Genomic DNA, 18,354 nt, shown 5'->3' with positions numbered 1-18,354 from the left:
TCCCCCGCGGGCCCCGCTTCGTCGTCCTGGTGCTTGGTGGAGCAGCGCGCGCCAGCGAGCGTCGTCGAGACCCGGTGAGCCGAACGCCGGGCGCTGGTCGAGGTGCGAGGAGCCCTGGCGACGAGCCTCGAGACCCAGTGAGCCGACCGTTCTCCGTAACGGGCGACTCCGGGGACCGGGCTCGGGTGGGTGCTGACTGCGGCGGGTGTGATCCGGGGCGCGGGTGACTGTTGGGTGGGGCGGGGGTGCCGCGCGTTGGGGGGCACTGCGGCTGCTGCGCGCCGGGCGTCGTTCGGCACTCGTTGCCGTGTCGCCGGACGCTGCTGTCTTGTTCCCCGGCTGGTCAGCGGCGCCACGCCGCCGTTGACGTGCCGAACGCCGCCCGTCGCTCCGCCGCCTCCGTGCCGTGCGGCGCGGCGCCCCGGCAGGTGGATCGAGGAGCGTACCGCCGGTGGGGAGCGAACGCCGGCCGCCCCCGATGGTTGAGGAAGGCGTGCAACGCCTGTCTCGAAACCCGGTGAGCCGACCGCCCTCCGGCGACCACCGCTGGTCGAGCAGCGAGCGCCAGCGAGCGTCGTCGAGACCCGGTGAGCCGAACGCCGGGCGCTGGTCGAGGTGCGAGGAGCCCTGGCGACGAGCCTCGAGACCCGGTGAGCCGAACGCCCTCCCTGTAGCGGGCGACTTCGCGGACGGGGCCCGGGCGGGTGCTGACTGTTGGGTGGGGTGGGGCGGGGGTGCCGCGCGTTGGGGGGCACTGCGGCTGCTGCGCGCCGGGCGTCGTTCGGCACTCGTTGCCGTGTCGCCGGACGCTGCTGTCTTGTTCCCCGGCTGGTCAGCGGCGCCACGCCGCCGTTGACGTGCCGAACGCCGCCCGTCGCTCCGCCGCCTCCGTGCCGTGCGGCGCGGCGCCCCGGCAGGTGGATCGAGGAGCGTACCGCCGGTGGGGAGCGAACGCCGGCCGCCCCCGATGGTTGAGGAAGGCGTGCAACGCCTGTCTCGAAACCCGGTGAGCCGACCGCCCTCCGGCGACCACCGCTGGTCGAGCAGCGAGCGCCAGCGAGCGTCGTCGAGACCCGGTGAGCGTCGTCGAGACCCAGTGAGCCGAACGCCCTCCTTGTAGCGGGCGACTCCGGGGACGGGGCTCGGGCGGGTGCTGACTCCTCGTCGCGTGATCGGGGGTGAGGTGCGGGGTGCCGCGCGTGGTGGGGCGCTGCGGCTGCTGCGCCGGACGTCGTTCGGCACTCGTTGCCGTGTCGCCGGACGCTGCCCTGCCGTGCCCCAGGTGGTCAGCGGCGCCACATCGGGCGTTGACGTGCCGAACGCCCCCGTCGCTCCGCCGCCTCCGTGCCGGGCGGCGCGGCGCCCCGGCGGGTGGATCGGGCAAGTGGCGCACCGCTGGTCGAGCAGCGAGCGCCAGCGAGCGTCGTCGAGACCCGGCGAGCCGAACGCCCTCCCGGTGGAACGGAGGGCGTTCGGGTGCGGGGGTTTCGAGACAGTCGCTAGCGCGACTTCCTCAACCAACGCCGCTGGTCGAGGAGGGACGAAGTGCCTCACTCGTTGCCCAGCAAGACAAACGCCCTCCCGTGGGAACGGGAGGGCGTTCGGCCGCCGGGCGTTTCGAGGCAGTCGCAGCGCGACTCCCCCCACCCACGGGAGGGGGCTATTGGGGGAGTCGTCAGTCGTCGGCGAGGGCGGCGACGACGCCGGCGCGGCTCTCGTCCTCGCTGGCCAGGACGCCGCCGTTGGCGACGATGTCGGGGGTGATCTCGCTGAAGACCATCCGGACGTCCTGGCGGCGGGCGCCCAGGATCTCCACGGCCTGGTCGGCGACGGCGGCAGCGAAGGCGCGGCGCTGCTCGACGGTGCGGCCCTTGAGCAGCTCGACGGTGATGTTGGGCATCTGGGGTCCTCTTCTCGGGTGGCCGCACCCGGGGACCAGTGTCCACATGCGCGACCTCGGTTCGCTATCGTGAACACGAGGCTACCGCTTGTCCGCTCGGACGATCAACCGGTTCACATCCTTGACAGGAGTTCGGCGGGCTGGTTCAGTGACGGAGGTCACCGGAACGCCCGACGGTGACCCGATCCAGCACAGGAGACGACCGTGGACACCACGCCCGCGCAGGCCGGCGCAGCCGCGCGGGGAGCGCGTACGGCGTCCCGACTGCTCGCCGTCGCCGTCGTGCCCGCGACGGTCCTGGCGCTGGCCGGGCCCGCGGCCGCCCACGTCACGGTCACCCCCTCGACCACCACCGCAGGGGCCGACGCGGTGCTGGCCATCGGCGTGCCCCACGGCTGCGACGGGTCGGCCACCACCGCGGTCACGATCCGGATCCCTGACCAGATCCACGCCGTCGCGGCGACGCGCCACCCGCTGTGGGTCGTGGAGAAGGAGACGGTCGAGCTCGACCCGCCGGTCACCGACTCGCACGGCAACACGGTCACCGAGCGGGTGGCGTCGGTGACCTACCGCACCGACCAGCCGCTGCCCGACGGCGACCGCGACGTCTTCGAGCTTGGCGTCCAGATTCCCGAGGCCGAGGGCAGCACCCTGGCGTTCCCGGTGATCCAGACCTGCGAGCAGGGCGAGGCGGCGTGGATTGAAATCCCCGAGGGCGCCCAGAGCCCCGAGGAGCTCGACCAGCCGGCGCCGGCGTTCGTCGTCACCGCCGCCGGCGCGGCCCAGCAGCCCGTATCGGCCACCGACACCCTCACCGCCGCGAACGCCGCCGGCGCACCCGCCTCGGCCCGCGAGTCCGGCGGCGACAGCCCGCTGCTGGCCGCGGGTGCCCTCGCGATCGCGTTGCTCGGCGTGATGCTCGGTGGCGCCGCCGTCGTGCAGCAGCGCCGACGCGCGTGAGGGCCGCGACCACGCGGCCGCGCTCCGGGCGGGCCGCGCTCCTCGCCGTCCTCGCCGTCCTCGCCGTGCTCGCCCTCCTGGTGCTCGGCCCGGCCGCGCCGGCCAGTGCCCACGCCACCCTGATCGCCACCGATCCCGCCGAGGGTGCGGTGCTCGACGCGGCGCCCGAGCGGATCACGTTCACCTTCAACGAGTCGGTCATCGGCGTGCCGACCGGGGTCGAGGTCTTCGACGCCGACGGCGAGACCGTCGAGTCGACGGCCGAGGTCGAGGGCGCCGAGCTCGGCGTCACCCTGGACGAGGAGGTCGGCGACGGCACCCTCGTCGTCGTCTGGCGCCTGGTGTCCTCCGACGGGCACCCGATCGGCGGCTCGCTCACCTTCGCCATCGGGGCGCCCAGCGCCGAGGTGAAGACGCCGGCCTCGGCGGCCGACGGCTCCACCGACGCGCCGTGGAGCCTCACCGCGGCACGCTGGGCCGGCTACGGCGGGCTCTTCCTCGCGGCCGGCCTGGTCGCCTTCGCGGTGCTGTTCCTGCCCCGCGACCCCGCGGCCGACGGGCCGCGGCCACGGCTGGTCCGCTGGGCCCGGGTCGGCGCCGCCGTCGGCGCCGTGGCCTGGCTGCTCGCCGTACCCCTGGTCGCGGTCTACCAGCTGGGGCAGGGCGCCGGGGCGCTGACCGACGCCACCACCTGGTCGACCATCTCCGCCTACGAGTACGTCGTGGCCGCAGCCGTCGTCGTGGGCCTCGCGGCCGCCGTGGTGCTGCTCGGCAGCGGCCGGCCGGAGCGGGGCCGCGGCCTGGCCGCCCTGGCCGCCGCGGCGGTCGCCACCTGTGCGCCGGCCCTCACCGGGCACACCCGCGCGGCCACCCCCGAGGTGCTCGCGATCGTCGCCGACATGCTCCACCTGCTCGCCGGAGCCACCTGGTTCGGCGGCCTGGTGGCCCTCGCCCTGGTGCTGCCCGCCCTCGCCGACCGCGGCCCGCTCGGTGGCGAGGTGCTGGCGCGGTTCTCGACGGTCGCGGCGGCGCTGCTCGCGGCCCTGGTCGTGACCGGCGTGCTGCTGGGGTGGCGGATCGTCGAGTCGTGGAGCAACCTGGTCGAGACCGGCTACGGCCGGCTGCTGCTGGTCAAGGTCGCCGCCGCGCTCGTCGCCGTCGGGCTCGCGGCCTACAACCGCTCCGTTCTGCTGCCGCGGCTCCGGGACGCCAAGCGGCGCACCGACCGGCGAGAGGGCGCCGGGCTCCTGGCGCGCGCCACCGCCGCCGAGGCCGGCGTGCTCGTCGCGGTGCTGCTGGTCACCGGCCTGCTGGTCGACCGGAGCCCCGAGCCCGACGTCTCGGTGGCCGCTGCGGCCGACCCGCTCGTGGTCAACGGCGCCCTCGGTGGCGCCGACCTGGAGGTCACGGTCTCCTCGCCCACGACGGGCCCGAGCGCGGTCACGCTGGAGATGACCGACGCCGCCGGCCAGCCGTTCGAGGGCTACGAGACGCCACGGCTCGGACTGTCGTCCGACGACGTCGACCTCGGCACGGTGCCGGTGCGCTCGGTGGCCCCCGGCACCTACTCCGCGCAGGTGGTGTTCCCGTCGCCCGGCACCTGGCGCCTGCAGGTGTCGCTGCGGATCACCGAGTTCGAGCGGCCGGTGACCACGCTCGAGCTGACCGTCGAGGACTGAGTCGAGGGGGCCGGGTCAGCCGGTCACCTGGCGCACGAACGTCGCCAGGTTGCCCATCAGCCGCGCCACCTTGGCCTCCAGCGGAAGCGTCTCCCGCACCACGGCCGAGGCCTCGCCCGAGCGCAGCCCGCGCAGGTAGAGGGAGCAGGCGAGGTCGCTGCACACGTAGGTGCCGACGGTGTTGCCCTGCTGGCCGGCCCGCCCGGCCCGCGGCGCGACCATCAGCGCCACGGCGCCGGTGTGGGTGGTGAGGCACAGCGAGCACGCCGCGGCGCGACGGATCCCGCCCCGGTTGGTGGTGCGCAGCACCAGTCCGCGCAGCCCGTCGTCGAGCGGCGCGACGACGTACCCCCGTTCGGGCGCCTGGGGGTCGCGCCAGCCGAGGTAGTCGAGGTCGCCCCAGGGCGTGGTCGTCAGGTCGCGCGGCAGGTTCAGCCGCCGCGCCTCGCCCTTGCTGCAGTTGACGAACGACGCGCGGATCTGGGGCTCGGTCAGGGACTGCATGCCCAGCACGCTACGATCGCCTACGATCTGTAGGCAAATCGCGACGAACCGTTGGAGGCGTGGTGCCCCGAGCCGGGCTGAACCCCGAGGTGCTGGCCCGAGCGGCCGCCGAGCTGGCCGACGAGGAGGGGCTGGAGGCGGTGACCGTCTCCGGGCTCGCCCGCCGGGTCGGGGTGCGCCCGGCGAGCCTCTACTCCCACGTCGCCGGCACCACCGACCTCCGGTTGCGGGTGGCGCTGCTGGCGCTCGAGGAGACCGCGGCGCTCGCGGCGGACGCCGTCGCGGGCCGCTCCGGGCGCGACGCGCTGGTCGCGCTCGCCGACGTCCACCGCGACTACGCCCGGGCCCGGCCCGGCTGCTGGGCCGCCTCCCAGCTGCGGCTCCCCGCCGAGCTGGTGGTCGGCAGCGCCGGCCCCCGCCACGCCGAGCTGACCCGGGCGGTGCTGCGCGGCTACGACGTGCCGCCCGCCGACGAGGTCGCCGCCGTACGCCTCCTCGGCAGCGTGCTCCGCGGCTACCCCAGCCTCGAGCTCGGGGGCGGCTTCGACCACAGCGAGCCCGACTCCGAGACCACCTGGCGACGCGCCCTCGACGCGCTCGACGTCCTGCTGCGCGCGTGGCCGCGCTGAGCCCTCGCGGTCGAGTCGTCGTTACTGCAGTGCAGTAGCGACGGCTCGGCGCGGTCGGGGTGCTTGTCGCCGCCGTCACCTGGGCGTAGGTTCGCGCCCACCACCGTCCCGAGGAGTCTCCCGTGCGCAAGTCCCTGCTCGTCGTCCTGTCCACGCTGGCCTGCCTCACCGCCCTGCTCACCGCCGGCTCGGCCGAGGCCAGCCGCAAGGCCTCGGTCACCCTCAAGCCCATCCCTGCGCAGTCGGAGGTCGGGAAGAAGGTGACGCTGAAGGGCAAGTTCTCCGGGGGCAGGGCCACGGTCAAGCTCCAGCGCAAGTACCTCACCGGAGGCTGGCAGACGGTTCGGAAGGTCTCGACCAACGCCAAGGGCAAGTACGCCGCGAAGGTGTCACTCACGCAGGGCGGCACCACGGCGTTCCGCGCGGTCAAGGGTGGCGCCAAGAGCGCGGTGCGGAGCCTCAAGGTCTACGCCTGGCTCGACGTCGTCACCCAGCCGGCGCTCGTCGACCTCGAGGACGTGCTGCTCAACACCACCGTCCGGCTGGGCGGCAGGAGCCACCCGCGCAGCGTCGTGGCCTTCGACCAGGGTGAGAGCTACCTGTGGCTGCGCCCCGACCAGCAGTGCACCACCTTCCAGGCCTGGTCGGGCTTCCGCGACGGCGACACCGAGGGCCTCGTGGGCACCAACGAGCAGCTGATCGGCACCGTCTCGATCACGGGCGCGGGCCAGATCGTCCAGCAGGAGCACCGCACCCCGGTCGGCCCGCCCGTGCTGCGCACCTCGTCGGTGTCCGGTGCGGAGTGGCTGATCGTGTTCGCCGACACCGACCTCGACGACGCCAGCACCGGTGACCACGAGGCGGTGCTCGGCCACCCGCGGCTGCGGTGCAACGCCCCCGCGCTCCCGAGCTTCGACGAGACGGACCTGCCCAGCGTCTGACCGCAGCCTCGCCGCAGCAGCCTCGGCGCGGCCGAATCGACGATTCGGCCGCGCCCGCGCGCCGGCCCCGGGAGTAAGGGGGCCCCCCCCGGGGGGCGGGCCCAACCGCCTGTCCGCCCCCCCCCCGACGCGCGTCCCCGGTCAGAATGGGCGCCCACCGCGGGAGGCGGTGGATTCGTCCGGGGAGGGACACACCGTGCTCAGCAGGATCATCTCCGGGGCGGCCGCGGCCGCCCTGCTCGTCGGCGGCCTGGCCGCCACCTCGTCGACCGCCCACGCGGCGCCCGAGACCCGCGCCGCCACCACGCAGCGGGCCGCGGAGACCCGCGAAGTCGGCACCTCGCTGCGCCTGGCCGGCCGGGTGCCCCAGCGCGTCGTACGCCGGGTGGTCGTGCAGGTGCGCGTCGGCTCCGGCTGGACCAGCGTGCGCCGTGCCCGCACCGCCGCGACCGGTCGCTACGCCGTCCGCGTCGCCGTGCGGGCCGGGGTGCGCCGCTACCGGGTGGTGGCCCCCGCGGCGGGCCGGCTGCCGGCGTACCGATCCCCGGTGCGACGGGTCGTCGGCGTCCGGCAGCGGGCGGTGCTGCGCGCCGCGGCCAGCGTGCCGGCCAGCGGCGTGGTCGACGTCCGCGGCTCCTTCGCCCCGGCCGTGCCGGGCCGACGCGTCGTGGTGGAGCGGCGGCTCGGCCAGCGGTGGGTGCGCCTCGCGGCCACGACCCAGGGGCCCGGCGGTGTGGTGGCGCAACAGCTGCGGCTGCCCGCCACGGCGACCCTGCGGTTGCGCGCGCTCCCGACCCGGGCCTGGCGTGAGCGTCCCACACCGCCCGTCGTGGTGCGGGTGCTGCCGGAGGTGACCGGCGACCCGTGGGTCACCGGTTACTACGCCGGCTGGTACTGGGACCAGGAGTACGCGCCCGAGGAGGTCGACACCGCGGCGATGACCCACCTCGTCTTCGGCCGGGTGGCGCCCGGCGGCGGGTCGCTCGGCGGCCAGGCCGGCCAGGTCGTCGAGGGCGCCGGCACCGCCCACGACACCGGCACCGCCCCCGGCGGCGGTCCGGTGGAGGACTACCTCGTCGACCGGGTGCACGCGACGGGCGGCAAGGCCCTGCTGATGCTCGGCGGCGACGGTGACGACGGCGACGGGTTCCTGCGCTCCACCGCCACGCCCGCACTGCGGGCCAGGTTCGTCGAGAACGTCGTCGACTACCTCGTCGCCCACGACTACGACGGCGTCGACGTCGACTGGGAGAACTGCCTCGGCGGCGAGCGCGACTGCGGGGAGGCGCCGGGCACCGCGCCCGTGAGCGCGGCAGCCGCCCGCGCCCGGCTGATGACGCTGATCGCCGACCTGCGCGCCGAGACCAGCACCCGCGCCCGCTACGCCGAGGAGTCGGCCCTGATCACGTTCCCCGGCTACGCCGTCAGCATCAACGACCTCGACGACGGCAAGGTCGCGCGCTGGCAGGCCGACGTCGCGCTCGCGGTCGACCAGTACAACCTGATGTCCTACGGCGTCGGCACGGCCTGGTCGGGCAGCGGCTGGCTCTCGTGGTTCACCGGACCGATCGCGGGCGCCACCGACGAGACGCCGATCGACCTCTCCAGCAGCATCGACGCCTACGTCGCCACCGGGGTGCCACGGCACCGGCTCGGCATCGGGATCGGGTTCTTCGGCATCTACTACGGGCCGGGCGTCACCGGCCCCCGGCAGGACACCGAGGACAACGACACCTTCGAGACCGACGACAACGCGCTGAGCTACTCCGAGCTGCACCGCAAGGGCTACCTCAGCCACGGCGTGCTCGGCTGGGACGTCGTCGCCAGCTCCACCTACCGCAGCTACCCCGGCGGGGGGTACCGGCCGGAGGTCGACCCGGGCGCGAGCCGGGCCGGCTTCCTGTCCTACGAGGACGAGCGCTCCATCGCCGCCAAGGGCGAGTGGGTCCGCGACACCGGCATCGGCGGCACCATCCTGTGGACCGTCAACTACGGCGCCCTGCCCGACGGGTCCAACCCGCTGCTCGACGCGGTCGAGGCGGCGTTCCTCGACTGAGCCGCGGGCCGGTTCGGCGTAGGATCAGGGGCACGACGCCGAGGACCCCAGCGAGGGCGTCCCGGCGCTGGCGAGAGGACCGCATGCCGACGCCGGACGGGCCCACCCCACCCGACGCCACCTCCCGGGAGCCGCTGCGGCTCCGGCTGGCCGACCACCCCGGGCACGACCAGCTCGACGGCGGCTGGTGGCCGCGCAGCCGCCGGCTCGAGGTCGAGCTCGTGTCGCTCCTCGCCGGGTTGCCGGCCGCGCACGGCGTCGTGGAGCGGGTGCTGTGCTCGCCCGCCGACTGGGACGACGCCCCGCGCAGCACGACCACGGGCGACCGCAGCGTCGAGGTGCTGCCGGTGCTCGAGGACGACCCGCACGTCGTCGAGGTCGAGACCACCGACCGGGTGCTGCGGTTGCTGGTCGTGCCCCCGCCCTTCACGGCCGACCAGGGCGACGAGGCGCTGCTCGCCGCCGCCACGCGCGGCAACCGGCACTCCGCGGCGTCGCTGCTCGACACCGTGACCGAGCACCCCGACGTCGACCCGGCCGACCACTGGCACGACGACCCCCGCGTCGGCTGAGCCCCGGGAGCGACGTGGGCGCAGCCCAGCGGCTCAGCGGCCGGTCGTGCCGTCGAGCAGCTCGCGCAGGATGTCGGCGTGCCCGGCGTGCCGGGCGGTCTCGGCGAGGACGTGCCCCAGCACCCACCGCAGCGGCAGCCGCTGGTCCTCGACCGGCAGCGTCGTGAGCGCGTCGGGGTCGCCCACCGCGCGCACGATCGCGTCGGCCCGGGCGCAGGCCGCGCGGTACCCGTCGAGCACCTGCTCGGGGCGGACGTCCTCGGGCACGTCCATGCCGAAGTCGAACTCCCGGTCGCGCAGCTCCCCGGCCACGTGGTGCTGGAACCACCACTCCTCACCCGTGGTCATGTGCTGCACCAGCCCGAGCAGGTTGGTGCCGCTCGGCACCAGCACCCGCCGCAGCTGCTCCTCGTCGAGGTCCTCGCACTTGATGAGCACGGCCTCGCGCTGGAAGCCGATGAACATCAGCGCGTTCTCGATCTCGTCGGCCGCACGTCGTGGCACCGGCCTGCGCTGGGTCTCGAACACCTGTCCTCCTCGTGGGTGCCCGGCCTGTTCCCGCCACCGGGGGCCGTGATCCCCGGCGGCCCAGCCGGGGATCGGAGACCTAGGAGGCCGGGACGGGGTCCTGCCACCCCTCGGTGGTCTGCCCGGCCCGGCGCAGCCACGACTCCACACCGCTGATGTGCACGGTCACCCACGACCGCACCAGGTCGGTGTTGCCCAGCGCCATCGCGTCGACGATGGCCCGGTGCTCGGCAAGCGTGCGCTCGACGCTGTGCTCCTCGGTGAGGCCGCGCCAGATCCTGGCCCGCAGCGTGCGGCCGGACAGGCTCTCCAGGAGCGTGCTGAGGTAGGCGTTGCCGGACAGCTCGCTGATGAACCCGTGGAAGGTGATGTCGTGGGCGACGAGGTCCTCCACCGACGTCTCCGGCCCCACCTCGTCGAGCATGTCGGTCAGCCTGGCGAGGTCCGACGCAGTCGCCCTGGCCGTGGCCATCACCGCGGCGGAGGGCTCCAGGATCCGGCGGACCTCGAACAGGTCGAGGATCGTGTGGTCCTCGTGGAGGTCGACCACGAACGACATCGCCTCCAGCAGCAGCCGCGGCTCGAGGCTGGTGACGAACGTCCCGTCGCCGCGTCGCACGTCGAGGACCCGGATCAGCTCGAGGGCCTTCACCGCCTCCCGCAGGGAGTTGCGGGAGAGTCCCAGTCGCTCGCTCAGCTCCTTCTCCGGCGGCAGCCTGTCCCCGGGGCGCAGCTCGCCCCCCAGCAGCATGTCCTTGATCTTGAGGATCGCCTCGTCGGTCACTGCCATCGGCGCATCCTACTTTCGCAGCTGGTCGGCGAGGCTCCACAGGAGCGTCACCACCGGGTCGTCGCCACCGTAGTCGTCGGGGACCTCGAAGTACGGCGCCACCGTCGCCTGCCACTCCACGTTCGCGGGCAGGTGCCGGAGCGCGGCCCGCATCCGCTGGTGGTCCTCGACCTCGACGAGGTGGAAGACGTCGCGGCCGTCGACCCAGATCCGCCAGTCCTGCACGCCGTGCTCCCGGAGTGCCCGAGCGACCTCGTCGGGGATGGTGCGGTGAACGGCGGCGTAGTCGGCCTCGTGCCCGGCCCGCAGCACGGTGTGCAGTGCGACGGTCTGCACGGTCAGGAGCGCGGGCGCAGGCGCAGGTCCTGCATGCCGCCGTCGACGTGGACCACGGTGCCGGTGGTCGAGCCGGAGCGTGGACTGGCCAGGTAGGCGACCGTGACCGCGACCTCCTCGGCACTGACCAGGCGGCCGTGCGGCTGCCGGGCTTCGAGGGCCGCGCGCTCGGCCTCGGGGTCCGTGGCCGCGGCCAGCAGGCGCTGGACCCACGGGGTGTCGACCGTGCCGGGAGCCACGCACGTGATCCGGATCCCCTCCCGCACGTGGTCGGCCGCCATCGCCCGGGTGAGCGCGTGCACCGCGCCCTTGCTGGCGCTGTAGAGGGCTCGCTGCGGCAGGCCGGCGGTGGCTGCGATCGAACCCATGTTGACCACCGCGGCCGAGCGTGATGCGCGCAGGTGCGGCAGCGCCGCACGGGTGGTGCGCACCATCCCGACCACGTTGACGTCGAGGACCCGGTGCCAGTCGCCGTCGGCGTCGTCCTCGACGGTGCCCTGCGCGCCGACGCCGGCGTTGTTGACCAGCACGTCCAGGGCCCCGAGCTCCGCGACCACGCGGTCCACCGCGGCGCGCACCGACGCGTCGTCGGTGACGTCAGCCCGGACGCCGAGGACGCCTTCGGGCACTCCCTCGGGTGCCAGGTCGAGCGCGGCCACCCGGGCGCCGCGAGCGGCGAGCTCGGCGACGACCGCGGCACCGATACCGGAGGCGCCGCCGGTGACGGCCGCCACCAGCCCCGCGTACTCCCCGCTCATCGGCCGGTCCCCTCGGGGGCCACCATCAGCTGGCGCTGCCGGCCCAGCCCTTCGATCTCCACCTCGACCACGTCGCCGGCGGCGAGGTAGGCGAAGCGGCCCGACAGGGCCACTCCCTCCGGGGTGCCGGTCAGCACCACGTCGCCGGGATCGAGTGCGAGGTACTGGCTCAGGTGGTGGACGACGTGCGCCACGGAGAAGATCTGGTCGGCGGTCGTGGAGTCCTGGCGGGGCTCGCCGTTGACCCAGCTGCGCAGCGCCAGGGCCTGGTGGTCGACCTCGTCGGGCGTCACCAGCCAGGGGCCGAGCGGACTGAACCCGGGGGCACACTTGCCCTTGCTCCACTGGCCCCCGGAGTCGTCGAGCTGGAACTGCCGCTCCGACAGGTCGTTGGCCACGACGAAGCCGGCCACGTGCTCGAGGCTCTGCTCCGGGGAGTCGAGGTAGGACGCTCGCCGGCCGATCACCACGCCGAGCTCGACCTCCCAGTCGGTGCGCGTGCTGCCGCGGGGGATCCGGACGTCGTCGTGAGGCCCGACGACGGTGTTCGGCGTCTTGAGGAAGATGATGGGCACCGCGGGTGGGGTGCTGCCGGACTCGGCGGCGTGCGCGGCGTAGTTCATGCCGATGCAGATGATCGCGCCGGGTCGGGCGATCGGCGGCCCGACCCGCAGGTCGTCCGCTCCCGCGAGCGGCGTCAGCCGGTCCGCGTCGAGCGCCTCGCGGAGCCGCGCCGGTCCTCCGCCGGCCCAGAAGGCCGCGTCGTAGTCGACGGTGACCGGGCGAGCGTCCAGCGGGCCCCGGTCGGTCACGACGACCGGGACCTCGGCCCCGGCCGGGCCCAGGCGTGCGAGTTTCACGTGCTGCTCCTTCTCTGGGTCTGCGTCGCACAGATCCGATCTCTGGTTGCGCACTTCGGGTATTGCACCCGCGCTGCGTGCCTGAGAAGCATCTTGACGCACCAAACATCCGATGTCTACGGTGTGAGCCCGATCACCAGCGAGGAGCGTGCAGGTTGAGCAAGATCACCGCGATGCGTACCGACGACGTCCGGTTCCCGACGTCGCAGACGCTCGACGGTTCCGACGCCATGAATCCCGACCCCGACTACTCGGCCGCCTACGTCCGGCTCGAGACCGACGATGCCGACGGGCACGTCGGCCACGGCTTCGTCTTCACGATCGGACGGGGCAACGACGTCCAGCTCGCTGCCGTGGCGAGCCTCGAGTCCTACCTGGTGGGCCTCGACGTCGACGAGGTGCTCGGCGACCTCGGCGGGCTCTGGAAGCGGCTCGTCCACGACTCGCAGCTCCGCTGGCTCGGCCCCGAGAAGGGCGTCATGCACATGGCTGTCGGCGCCGTCGTCAACGCCCTGTGGGACCTCAAGGCGAAGCGGGCAGGCCTCCCGCTGTGGCAGCTGCTGGGCCGGATGAGTCCCCAGGAGCTGGTGGCGCTCGTCGACTTCCGCTACCTCGGCGACGTGCTGACGCCGGACGAGGCGCTGGAGATCCTCGAGAAGGCGGTGCCGGGTCGCGCGGAGCGGACCGAGCGGCTGCTGGAGAGCGGCTACCCCGCGTACACGACGACGCCCGGGTGGCTCGGCTACGACGACGACAAGCTCGTCCGGCTCTGCCGCGAGGCGGTCGCCGACGGCTTCCGACAGATCAAGCTCAAGGTCGGGGCCGACGTCGCCGACGACGTGCGCCGCCTGGCACTGGCGCGCGAGGCGGTCGGGCCCGACGTGGCCATCGCCGTCGACGCCAACCAGCGGTGGGAGGTCGACGAGGCCGTCGAGTGGATGGCCGCCCTGGCGCCGTTCGACGTCGCCTGGATCGAGGAGCCCACCAACCCCGACGACGTGCTCGGACACGCCGCCATCGCACGCGGGGTCTCGCCGATCCCGGTCGCGACGGGGGAGCACATGGCCAACCGGGTGATGGCCAAGCAGTTCCTCCAGGCCGGGGCGCTCGAGGTCCTGCAGCTCGACGCCACCCGGGTCGCCGGTGTCAACGAGAACGTCGCCATGCTGCTCCTGGCCGCCAAGTTCGGGGTGCGGGTCTGCCCGCACGCGGGCGGCGTGGGCCTGTGCGAGGCCGTCCAGCACCTGTCGATGTTCGACTTCGTCGCCGTGTCCGGCACCGCGGAGGGCCGGATGATCGAGTTCGTGGACCACCTCCACGAGCACTTCGTGACCCCCGTGGTCATCGAGGACGGCCGCTACCGGGCCCCGGTGGCCCCGGGGTCCGGGGCCGAGATGGTGGCCGAGTCGATCGAGGTCCATCGTCATGCCCGTGACTGAGCCAGCTACCGCGCCACGCCTCGGACTGGGAGGCGCCGGCCTCGGGAACCACCGGGTCGCCCTCGACGACGACGCCGCCGCCGCGATCCTCGACGAGGCCTGGCACGAGGGCGTCCGACTCCTCGACACCGCACCTCACTACGGCCTCGGGCTCTCCGAGCGCCGGATCGGGCGGTTCCTGGCCGGGCGCGCCCGCGACGACGTGCGGATCTCCACCAAGGTGGGCCGTCGGCTCGAGGCGCAGCAGGCCGCGGGGGCCGCTGACGACGAGGGCTTCCTGGTGCCCGCGGACGCCCGCCGGGTCTGGGACTTCACCCCCGACGGCATCCGAGCCACCCTCGAGGAGTCACTGTGCCGCCTCGGCACCGACCGGATCGACGTGGCCTACCTCCACGACCCCGAGCGCTGGGACCTGCGTGCTGCCCTCGACAGCGGTCTGCCCGCCCTGGCCCGGCTGCGTGAGGAGGGCCTCGTCGGCGCCGTCGGGGTCGGCTCGATGGACCTGTTGGCCCTCGTCGAGGCGGCCGGTCGCGAGGAGGTGGACGAGCTCATGGTGGCGGGCCGCTGGACCCTGCTCGACCAGCGCGCGGCCGAGGAGCTGCTGCCCCGCTGTGCCGAGCACTCGGTGGCCGTCGTGGCAGCAGCGGTGTTCCACGGCGGGCTGCTCACCGGCCCGCCCGTCCCCGGCGCCACCTACGACTACGCGGCCGCGCCGGAGCGGGTGCTCGCCCGCGCCCGCCACCTGCACGACGCCTGCGCGGCGTACGGCGTCCCGGTGGCCGCCGCCGCACTGCAGTGGCCGCTGCGCCACTCCTCGGTCCGCAGCGTCGTGGTCGGCGCCGATCGACCCGGACAGGTCGCCGCCAACCGTGCCCTGCTCGAGGTCGAGGTGCCCGACGAGCTGTGGCACGCGCTGACCGAGCGGAAGCCGGTGGGCTCGTGACCGTCGTCGACGCCCACCTGCACGTGTGGGACCTCGAGCGCTGCGACTACCCCTGGCTCGGGCCCCAGCACGGTCCGCTGCACCGGTCGTTCCTGCCCGACGAGGCGGGTCGCGAGCTGACCACGGCCGACGTGCGCACGGCCGTTCTCGTGCAGGCCGCGGACTCGCTCGCCGACACGCGGTGGCTGCTCGACGTCGCCCAGCGCCACGACTGGGTGCACGGCGTCGTCGGGTGGGTCGCCCTCGACGACCCGGGCTCGGCGCGAGACCAGCTCGACGAGCTGGCCGGCCCGGCCCTGCGGGGCATCCGGCACCTGGTCCACGACGACCCCCGCGCCGACTTCCTCGACCTGTCCGAGGTGCGACGCAGCCTGGGCCTGCTCGTCGAGCGCGGGCTGCCGCTCGACGTGCCCGACGCGTGGCCGACGCACCTCGACGCAGTGGCCCGGCTGGCCGGGGACCTGCCCGAGCTGGTGGTCGTCGTCGACCACCTCGGCAAGCCGCCGCGAGGCGGTGACCACGACGAGCTGGCCGCGTGGGAGAGGTCCCTGCGCGCCGTGGCCGCACACCCGAGCACCGTGGCCAAGCTCTCCGGCCTCCAGCAGCCGGGACAGCCCTTGACCGCCGCGGCCCTGCGGCCGGTTTTCGACGTGGCCCTCGACGCGTTCGGACCGCACCGGTTGATGTACGGCGGCGACTGGCCGATGACGGTGGGTGTCGGCGGCTACGCCGCGGTGCACGAGGCCACCCGCGCCCTCGTCGACACGCTGGCGCCCGACGAGCGGGCCGCGATCTGGCGCGGCACCGCGACCAGGACCTACGGGAGGGAACTCCATGGCTGAGCTGCTCCTCGAGGCCTCGGGGGTGACCAAGGGCTTTCCGGGGGTCCAGGCCCTGAGCGACATGCGCCTCGACCTGCGCCACGGTGAGGTCCTCGCGCTCGTCGGTGAGAACGGCGCCGGCAAGTCCACGCTGATGAAGCTGCTGTCGGGCGTCCACAGCCCCGACGCAGGTGAGTTCCGCCTGGAGGGCGAGCCCTACCGCCCCGCGGATGCGCGGACGGCGTTGGCGAGCGGCGTGAGCATCATCCACCAGGAGTTCAACCTGATGCCGCACCTGACCGTCGCGCAGAACATCTTCATCGGGCGCGAGCCCCGCCGGGCCCGGGTGGGCCTCTCGGAGCGTGCCCTCAACGCCCAGGCCGGCGAGCTGCTGGATCGCTTGGGTATCCGGCTCGACCCGCGCCAGGGCGTGGGCTCGTTGACCGTCGCCAAGCAGCAGATGGTCGAGATCGCCAAGGCACTGGCTCACGAGCCGAAGGTGCTGATCATGGACGAGCCGACCGCAGCGCTCAACGACGCCGAGGTGGAGACCCTCCACGGGCTGATCCGACGGTTCACGACCCCGCGGACCGGGGTCATCTACATCTCCCACCGGATGGACGAGCTGAAGGTCATCAGTGACCGGATCACCGTGATCCGCGACGGCCGGTTCGTGCGCACGGTGGACACCGCCGCCACCAGCGTCGCCGAAGTGGTGTCGTTGATGGTCGGCCGGGAGCTGGTCGACGAGGGCCGACCGGTCAACGTGCGCGACGACCGCGAGGTCGTGCTGTCGGTCCGGGGGCTCAGCACCAGGTCGCTGCTCAGGGACGTCTCCTTCGACCTCCGTCGCGGTGAGATCCTCGGCTTCGCCGGTCTGATGGGTGCGGGCCGGACCGAGGTCGCCCGCGCCATCGTGGGCGCCGACCGACGAACCGGGCGACTCGAGCTCGCGGGACGGCCGGTGACGATCCGGAACCCCGCCGACGCCGCGCGCCTGGGCATCGGCTACCTCTCCGAGGACCGCAAGCACCTCGGCCTCCTGCTGGAGCAGGACGTCAGCACCAACATCGCGCTGCCGTCGCTCAGCGAGCGCTACAGCACCGCCGGCTGGGTGCGCGGCCGCGGCATCCGGGCCGGCGCCCGGGAGATGATCGCCCGGCTCCGCATCAAGACGCCGTCGGAGAACCAGACCACCAAGAACCTTTCGGGCGGGAACCAGCAGAAGGTGGTCATCGCCAAGTGGCTGGTCAAGGACTGCGACATCCTGATCTTCGACGAGCCGACCCGCGGGATCGACGTCGGGGCCAAGGCCGAGATCTACGCGCTGCTCAACGAGCTCGCCGAGTCCGGCAAGTCGATCATCATGATCAGCTCGGAGCTGCCCGAGGTGCTCCGCATGTCGCACCGCGTGGTCGTGATGGCCGAGGGCCGCGTCAGCGGCGTGCTCGACCACCACGAGGCCACCCAGGAGTCGGTCATGCACCTGGCCACGCTGCGCCCGGCCAGCGCCGACGACCCGAGCGTCGCGCTGGCCGCCACCCCCACCAGCCCCCCGACCCCGTCCCCCGGCGAAGGAGCGACCCACGCATGAACACCACCGAGATCAGCGGCCCGGCGCCGGCGCTGGCACCCCCCGGCGAGACCGGCGGCGGCCGGGCCGCTGCGATCAAGGACCGGCTGCAGCAGCTGCTGGCCTTCGCGAGCCTGATCGTGATCGGCGCCTACTTCAGCTTCGCCAGCCCGATCTTCTTCACCTGGGACAACATCACCAGCATCCTCTTCAGCACGGTCGTGATCGGCTGCCTGGCCGTCGGCACCACCTTCGTCATCATCACCGGCGGCATCGACCTCTCGATCGGCACCGGCATGGCGTTGTGCGCGGTGATGTCGGGCGTCTTCATCGTCAACCTCGGCGTGCCGATGGTCCTGGGCGTCGTGCTGGCCATCCTCTTCGGGGGCCTGGTCGGCTTCGTGAACGGCTTCAACGTCGCGGTGCTGCGGCTGCCCCCGTTCATCGCGACCCTGGCCATGATGCTGGTGGCCGAGGGGTTGGCGCTGGTCATCTCCGACAGCACGCCCATCTACTTCACCGAGACCCCGGGCTACGTGAAGATCTCCACCGGTGAGCTGGTGCCGGGGCTGCCCAACGCCGTGCTCATCCTGCTCGTCGTCTGCGTCCTGGCCGCGCTCCTGCTGGGCCGGAGCGTGCTCGGCCGCTACACCTACGCGATCGGCAGCAACGAGCAGGCCACCGAGCTGTCGGGCATCCGGGTGGGGCGCTGGAAGATCGCCGTCTACACGCTCGCCGGCCTCTTCATCGGCCTCGCCGGGGTGATGATCTCCGCCCGGTTGGGGTCGGCCCAGCCCGCCACCGGCATGGGCTACGAGCTCCAGGCCATCGCTGCGGTCGTCATCGGCGGCACGTCCCTGTCCGGCGGCAAGGGCACCATCCTCGGCACCGTGATCGGCGCCCTGATCATCTCCGTCCTCAACAACGGGCTCCAGCTGCTGTCGATCGCCCAGGAGTGGCAGAGCGTCATCCTCGGCGTCGTCATCCTCGTCGCCGTCTACGCGGACATGGCCCGCAAGAAGGAGGCCTAGCGCTGCGACTCCCGAGCACTCTCACACCCACTCG

General features: G+C 73.7%; 18 protein-coding genes. 11 read left to right on the top strand and 7 right to left on the bottom strand.

What is annotated here, in order from left to right; all coding sequences use genetic code 11:
• Positions 1 to 1,675: 1,675 nt before the first annotated feature.
• Entirely contained in the window at positions 1,676 to 1,900 is a 225-nt protein-coding gene (locus JT721_RS04390; protein ID WP_205471668.1) for a tautomerase family protein, read from the bottom strand.
• A 204-nt stretch (positions 1,901 to 2,104) separates the two neighbouring features.
• Here JT721_RS04390 and JT721_RS04385 point away from each other — a divergent pair, with 204 nt between their 5' ends.
• Positions 2,105 to 2,860, top strand: coding sequence for a YcnI family protein (locus JT721_RS04385; RefSeq protein ID WP_205471667.1), 756 nt, complete (start codon positions 2,105 to 2,107; stop codon positions 2,858 to 2,860).
• A complete protein-coding gene (locus JT721_RS04380) occupies positions 2,857 to 4,539 on the top strand; it encodes a CopD family protein (protein WP_307827880.1) in 1,683 nt (560 codons plus the stop codon). Before JT721_RS04385 ends, JT721_RS04380 begins: the two co-directional genes overlap by 4 nt.
• 15 nt (positions 4,540 to 4,554) lie before the next feature.
• Here the strand turns inward: JT721_RS04380 and JT721_RS04375 are convergent, their stop codons facing one another.
• Entirely contained in the window at positions 4,555 to 5,043 is a 489-nt protein-coding gene (locus tag JT721_RS04375; protein WP_205471666.1) for an FBP domain-containing protein, read from the bottom strand.
• Positions 5,044 to 5,102: 59 nt separating this feature from the next.
• On the opposite strand from JT721_RS04375, the gene JT721_RS04370 reads away from it, so the two are divergent.
• The 4 genes from JT721_RS04370 (at position 5,103) to JT721_RS04355 (ending at position 9,241) form a co-directional block, all read left to right on the top strand.
• Positions 5,103 to 5,672 (top strand): WHG domain-containing protein, encoded by a 570-nt coding sequence (locus tag JT721_RS04370; RefSeq protein WP_307827879.1) that lies wholly within the window; start codon positions 5,103 to 5,105, stop codon positions 5,670 to 5,672.
• Between the two features lie 122 nt (positions 5,673 to 5,794).
• Positions 5,795 to 6,613 carry a hypothetical protein gene (locus JT721_RS04365; RefSeq protein ID WP_205471665.1) on the top strand — a complete coding sequence of 273 codons (819 nt, stop codon included), beginning with the start codon at positions 5,795 to 5,797 and terminating at the stop codon, positions 6,611 to 6,613.
• Between the two features lie 196 nt (positions 6,614 to 6,809).
• Complete coding sequence (locus JT721_RS04360) at positions 6,810 to 8,669, top strand: glycoside hydrolase family 18 protein (protein ID WP_205471664.1); 1,860 nt, start codon at positions 6,810 to 6,812, stop codon at positions 8,667 to 8,669.
• Between the two features lie 83 nt (positions 8,670 to 8,752).
• Complete coding sequence (locus JT721_RS04355; RefSeq protein ID WP_205471663.1) at positions 8,753 to 9,241, top strand: DUF5994 family protein; 489 nt, start codon at positions 8,753 to 8,755, stop codon at positions 9,239 to 9,241.
• A 33-nt stretch (positions 9,242 to 9,274) separates the two neighbouring features.
• Here the strand turns inward: JT721_RS04355 and JT721_RS04350 are convergent, their stop codons facing one another.
• The 5 genes from JT721_RS04350 to JT721_RS04330 form a co-directional block, all read right to left on the bottom strand.
• Positions 9,275 to 9,769: a DinB family protein gene (locus JT721_RS04350; protein ID WP_205471662.1), complete on the bottom strand. Its 495-nt coding sequence runs from the start codon at positions 9,767 to 9,769 to the stop codon at positions 9,275 to 9,277.
• Between the two features lie 79 nt (positions 9,770 to 9,848).
• Positions 9,849 to 10,559 carry a FadR/GntR family transcriptional regulator gene (locus tag JT721_RS04345; protein ID WP_205471661.1) on the bottom strand — a complete coding sequence of 237 codons (711 nt, stop codon included), beginning with the start codon at positions 10,557 to 10,559 and terminating at the stop codon, positions 9,849 to 9,851.
• A 9-nt stretch (positions 10,560 to 10,568) separates the two neighbouring features.
• Positions 10,569 to 10,895: an L-rhamnose mutarotase gene (locus tag JT721_RS04340; RefSeq protein ID WP_205471660.1), complete on the bottom strand. Its 327-nt coding sequence runs from the start codon at positions 10,893 to 10,895 to the stop codon at positions 10,569 to 10,571.
• A 2-nt stretch (positions 10,896 to 10,897) separates the two neighbouring features.
• Positions 10,898 to 11,653 (bottom strand): SDR family NAD(P)-dependent oxidoreductase, encoded by a 756-nt coding sequence (locus JT721_RS04335; RefSeq protein WP_205471659.1) that lies wholly within the window; start codon positions 11,651 to 11,653, stop codon positions 10,898 to 10,900.
• A complete protein-coding gene (locus tag JT721_RS04330; protein ID WP_205471658.1) occupies positions 11,650 to 12,513 on the bottom strand; it encodes a fumarylacetoacetate hydrolase family protein in 864 nt (287 codons plus the stop codon). The genes JT721_RS04335 and JT721_RS04330 overlap by 4 nt, the downstream gene beginning before the upstream one ends.
• A gap of 155 nt (positions 12,514 to 12,668) precedes the next feature.
• On the opposite strand from JT721_RS04330, the gene JT721_RS04325 reads away from it, so the two are divergent.
• Genes JT721_RS04325 through JT721_RS04305 form a run of 5 tightly spaced genes read left to right on the top strand, consistent with a single transcriptional unit; the run spans position 12,669 to position 18,320 of the window.
• Positions 12,669 to 13,952, top strand: a complete 1,284-nt coding sequence (locus JT721_RS04325; protein WP_205471657.1) for an enolase C-terminal domain-like protein — start codon at positions 12,669 to 12,671, stop codon at positions 13,950 to 13,952.
• Positions 13,945 to 14,895, top strand: a complete 951-nt coding sequence (locus JT721_RS04320; RefSeq protein ID WP_205471656.1) for an aldo/keto reductase — start codon at positions 13,945 to 13,947, stop codon at positions 14,893 to 14,895. Before JT721_RS04325 ends, JT721_RS04320 begins: the two co-directional genes overlap by 8 nt.
• Positions 14,892 to 15,737 carry an amidohydrolase gene (locus JT721_RS04315; RefSeq protein ID WP_205471655.1) on the top strand — a complete coding sequence of 282 codons (846 nt, stop codon included), beginning with the start codon at positions 14,892 to 14,894 and terminating at the stop codon, positions 15,735 to 15,737. Before JT721_RS04320 ends, JT721_RS04315 begins: the two co-directional genes overlap by 4 nt.
• A complete protein-coding gene (locus JT721_RS04310) occupies positions 15,730 to 17,310 on the top strand; it encodes a sugar ABC transporter ATP-binding protein (RefSeq protein WP_205471654.1) in 1,581 nt (526 codons plus the stop codon). Before JT721_RS04315 ends, JT721_RS04310 begins: the two co-directional genes overlap by 8 nt.
• Positions 17,307 to 18,320: an ABC transporter permease gene (locus JT721_RS04305; RefSeq protein ID WP_205471653.1), complete on the top strand. Its 1,014-nt coding sequence runs from the start codon at positions 17,307 to 17,309 to the stop codon at positions 18,318 to 18,320. The genes JT721_RS04310 and JT721_RS04305 overlap by 4 nt, the downstream gene beginning before the upstream one ends.
• Positions 18,321 to 18,354 lie beyond the last annotated feature (34 nt).

Origin of the sequence: Nocardioides sp. SYSU D00038, from assembly GCF_016924665.1 — a bacterium.
GTDB lineage: Bacteria > Actinomycetota > Actinomycetes > Propionibacteriales > Nocardioidaceae > Nocardioides.
The sequence above is the reverse complement of the archived record's forward strand: the minus strand, read 5'-3'. Positions and strand labels throughout refer to the sequence as shown.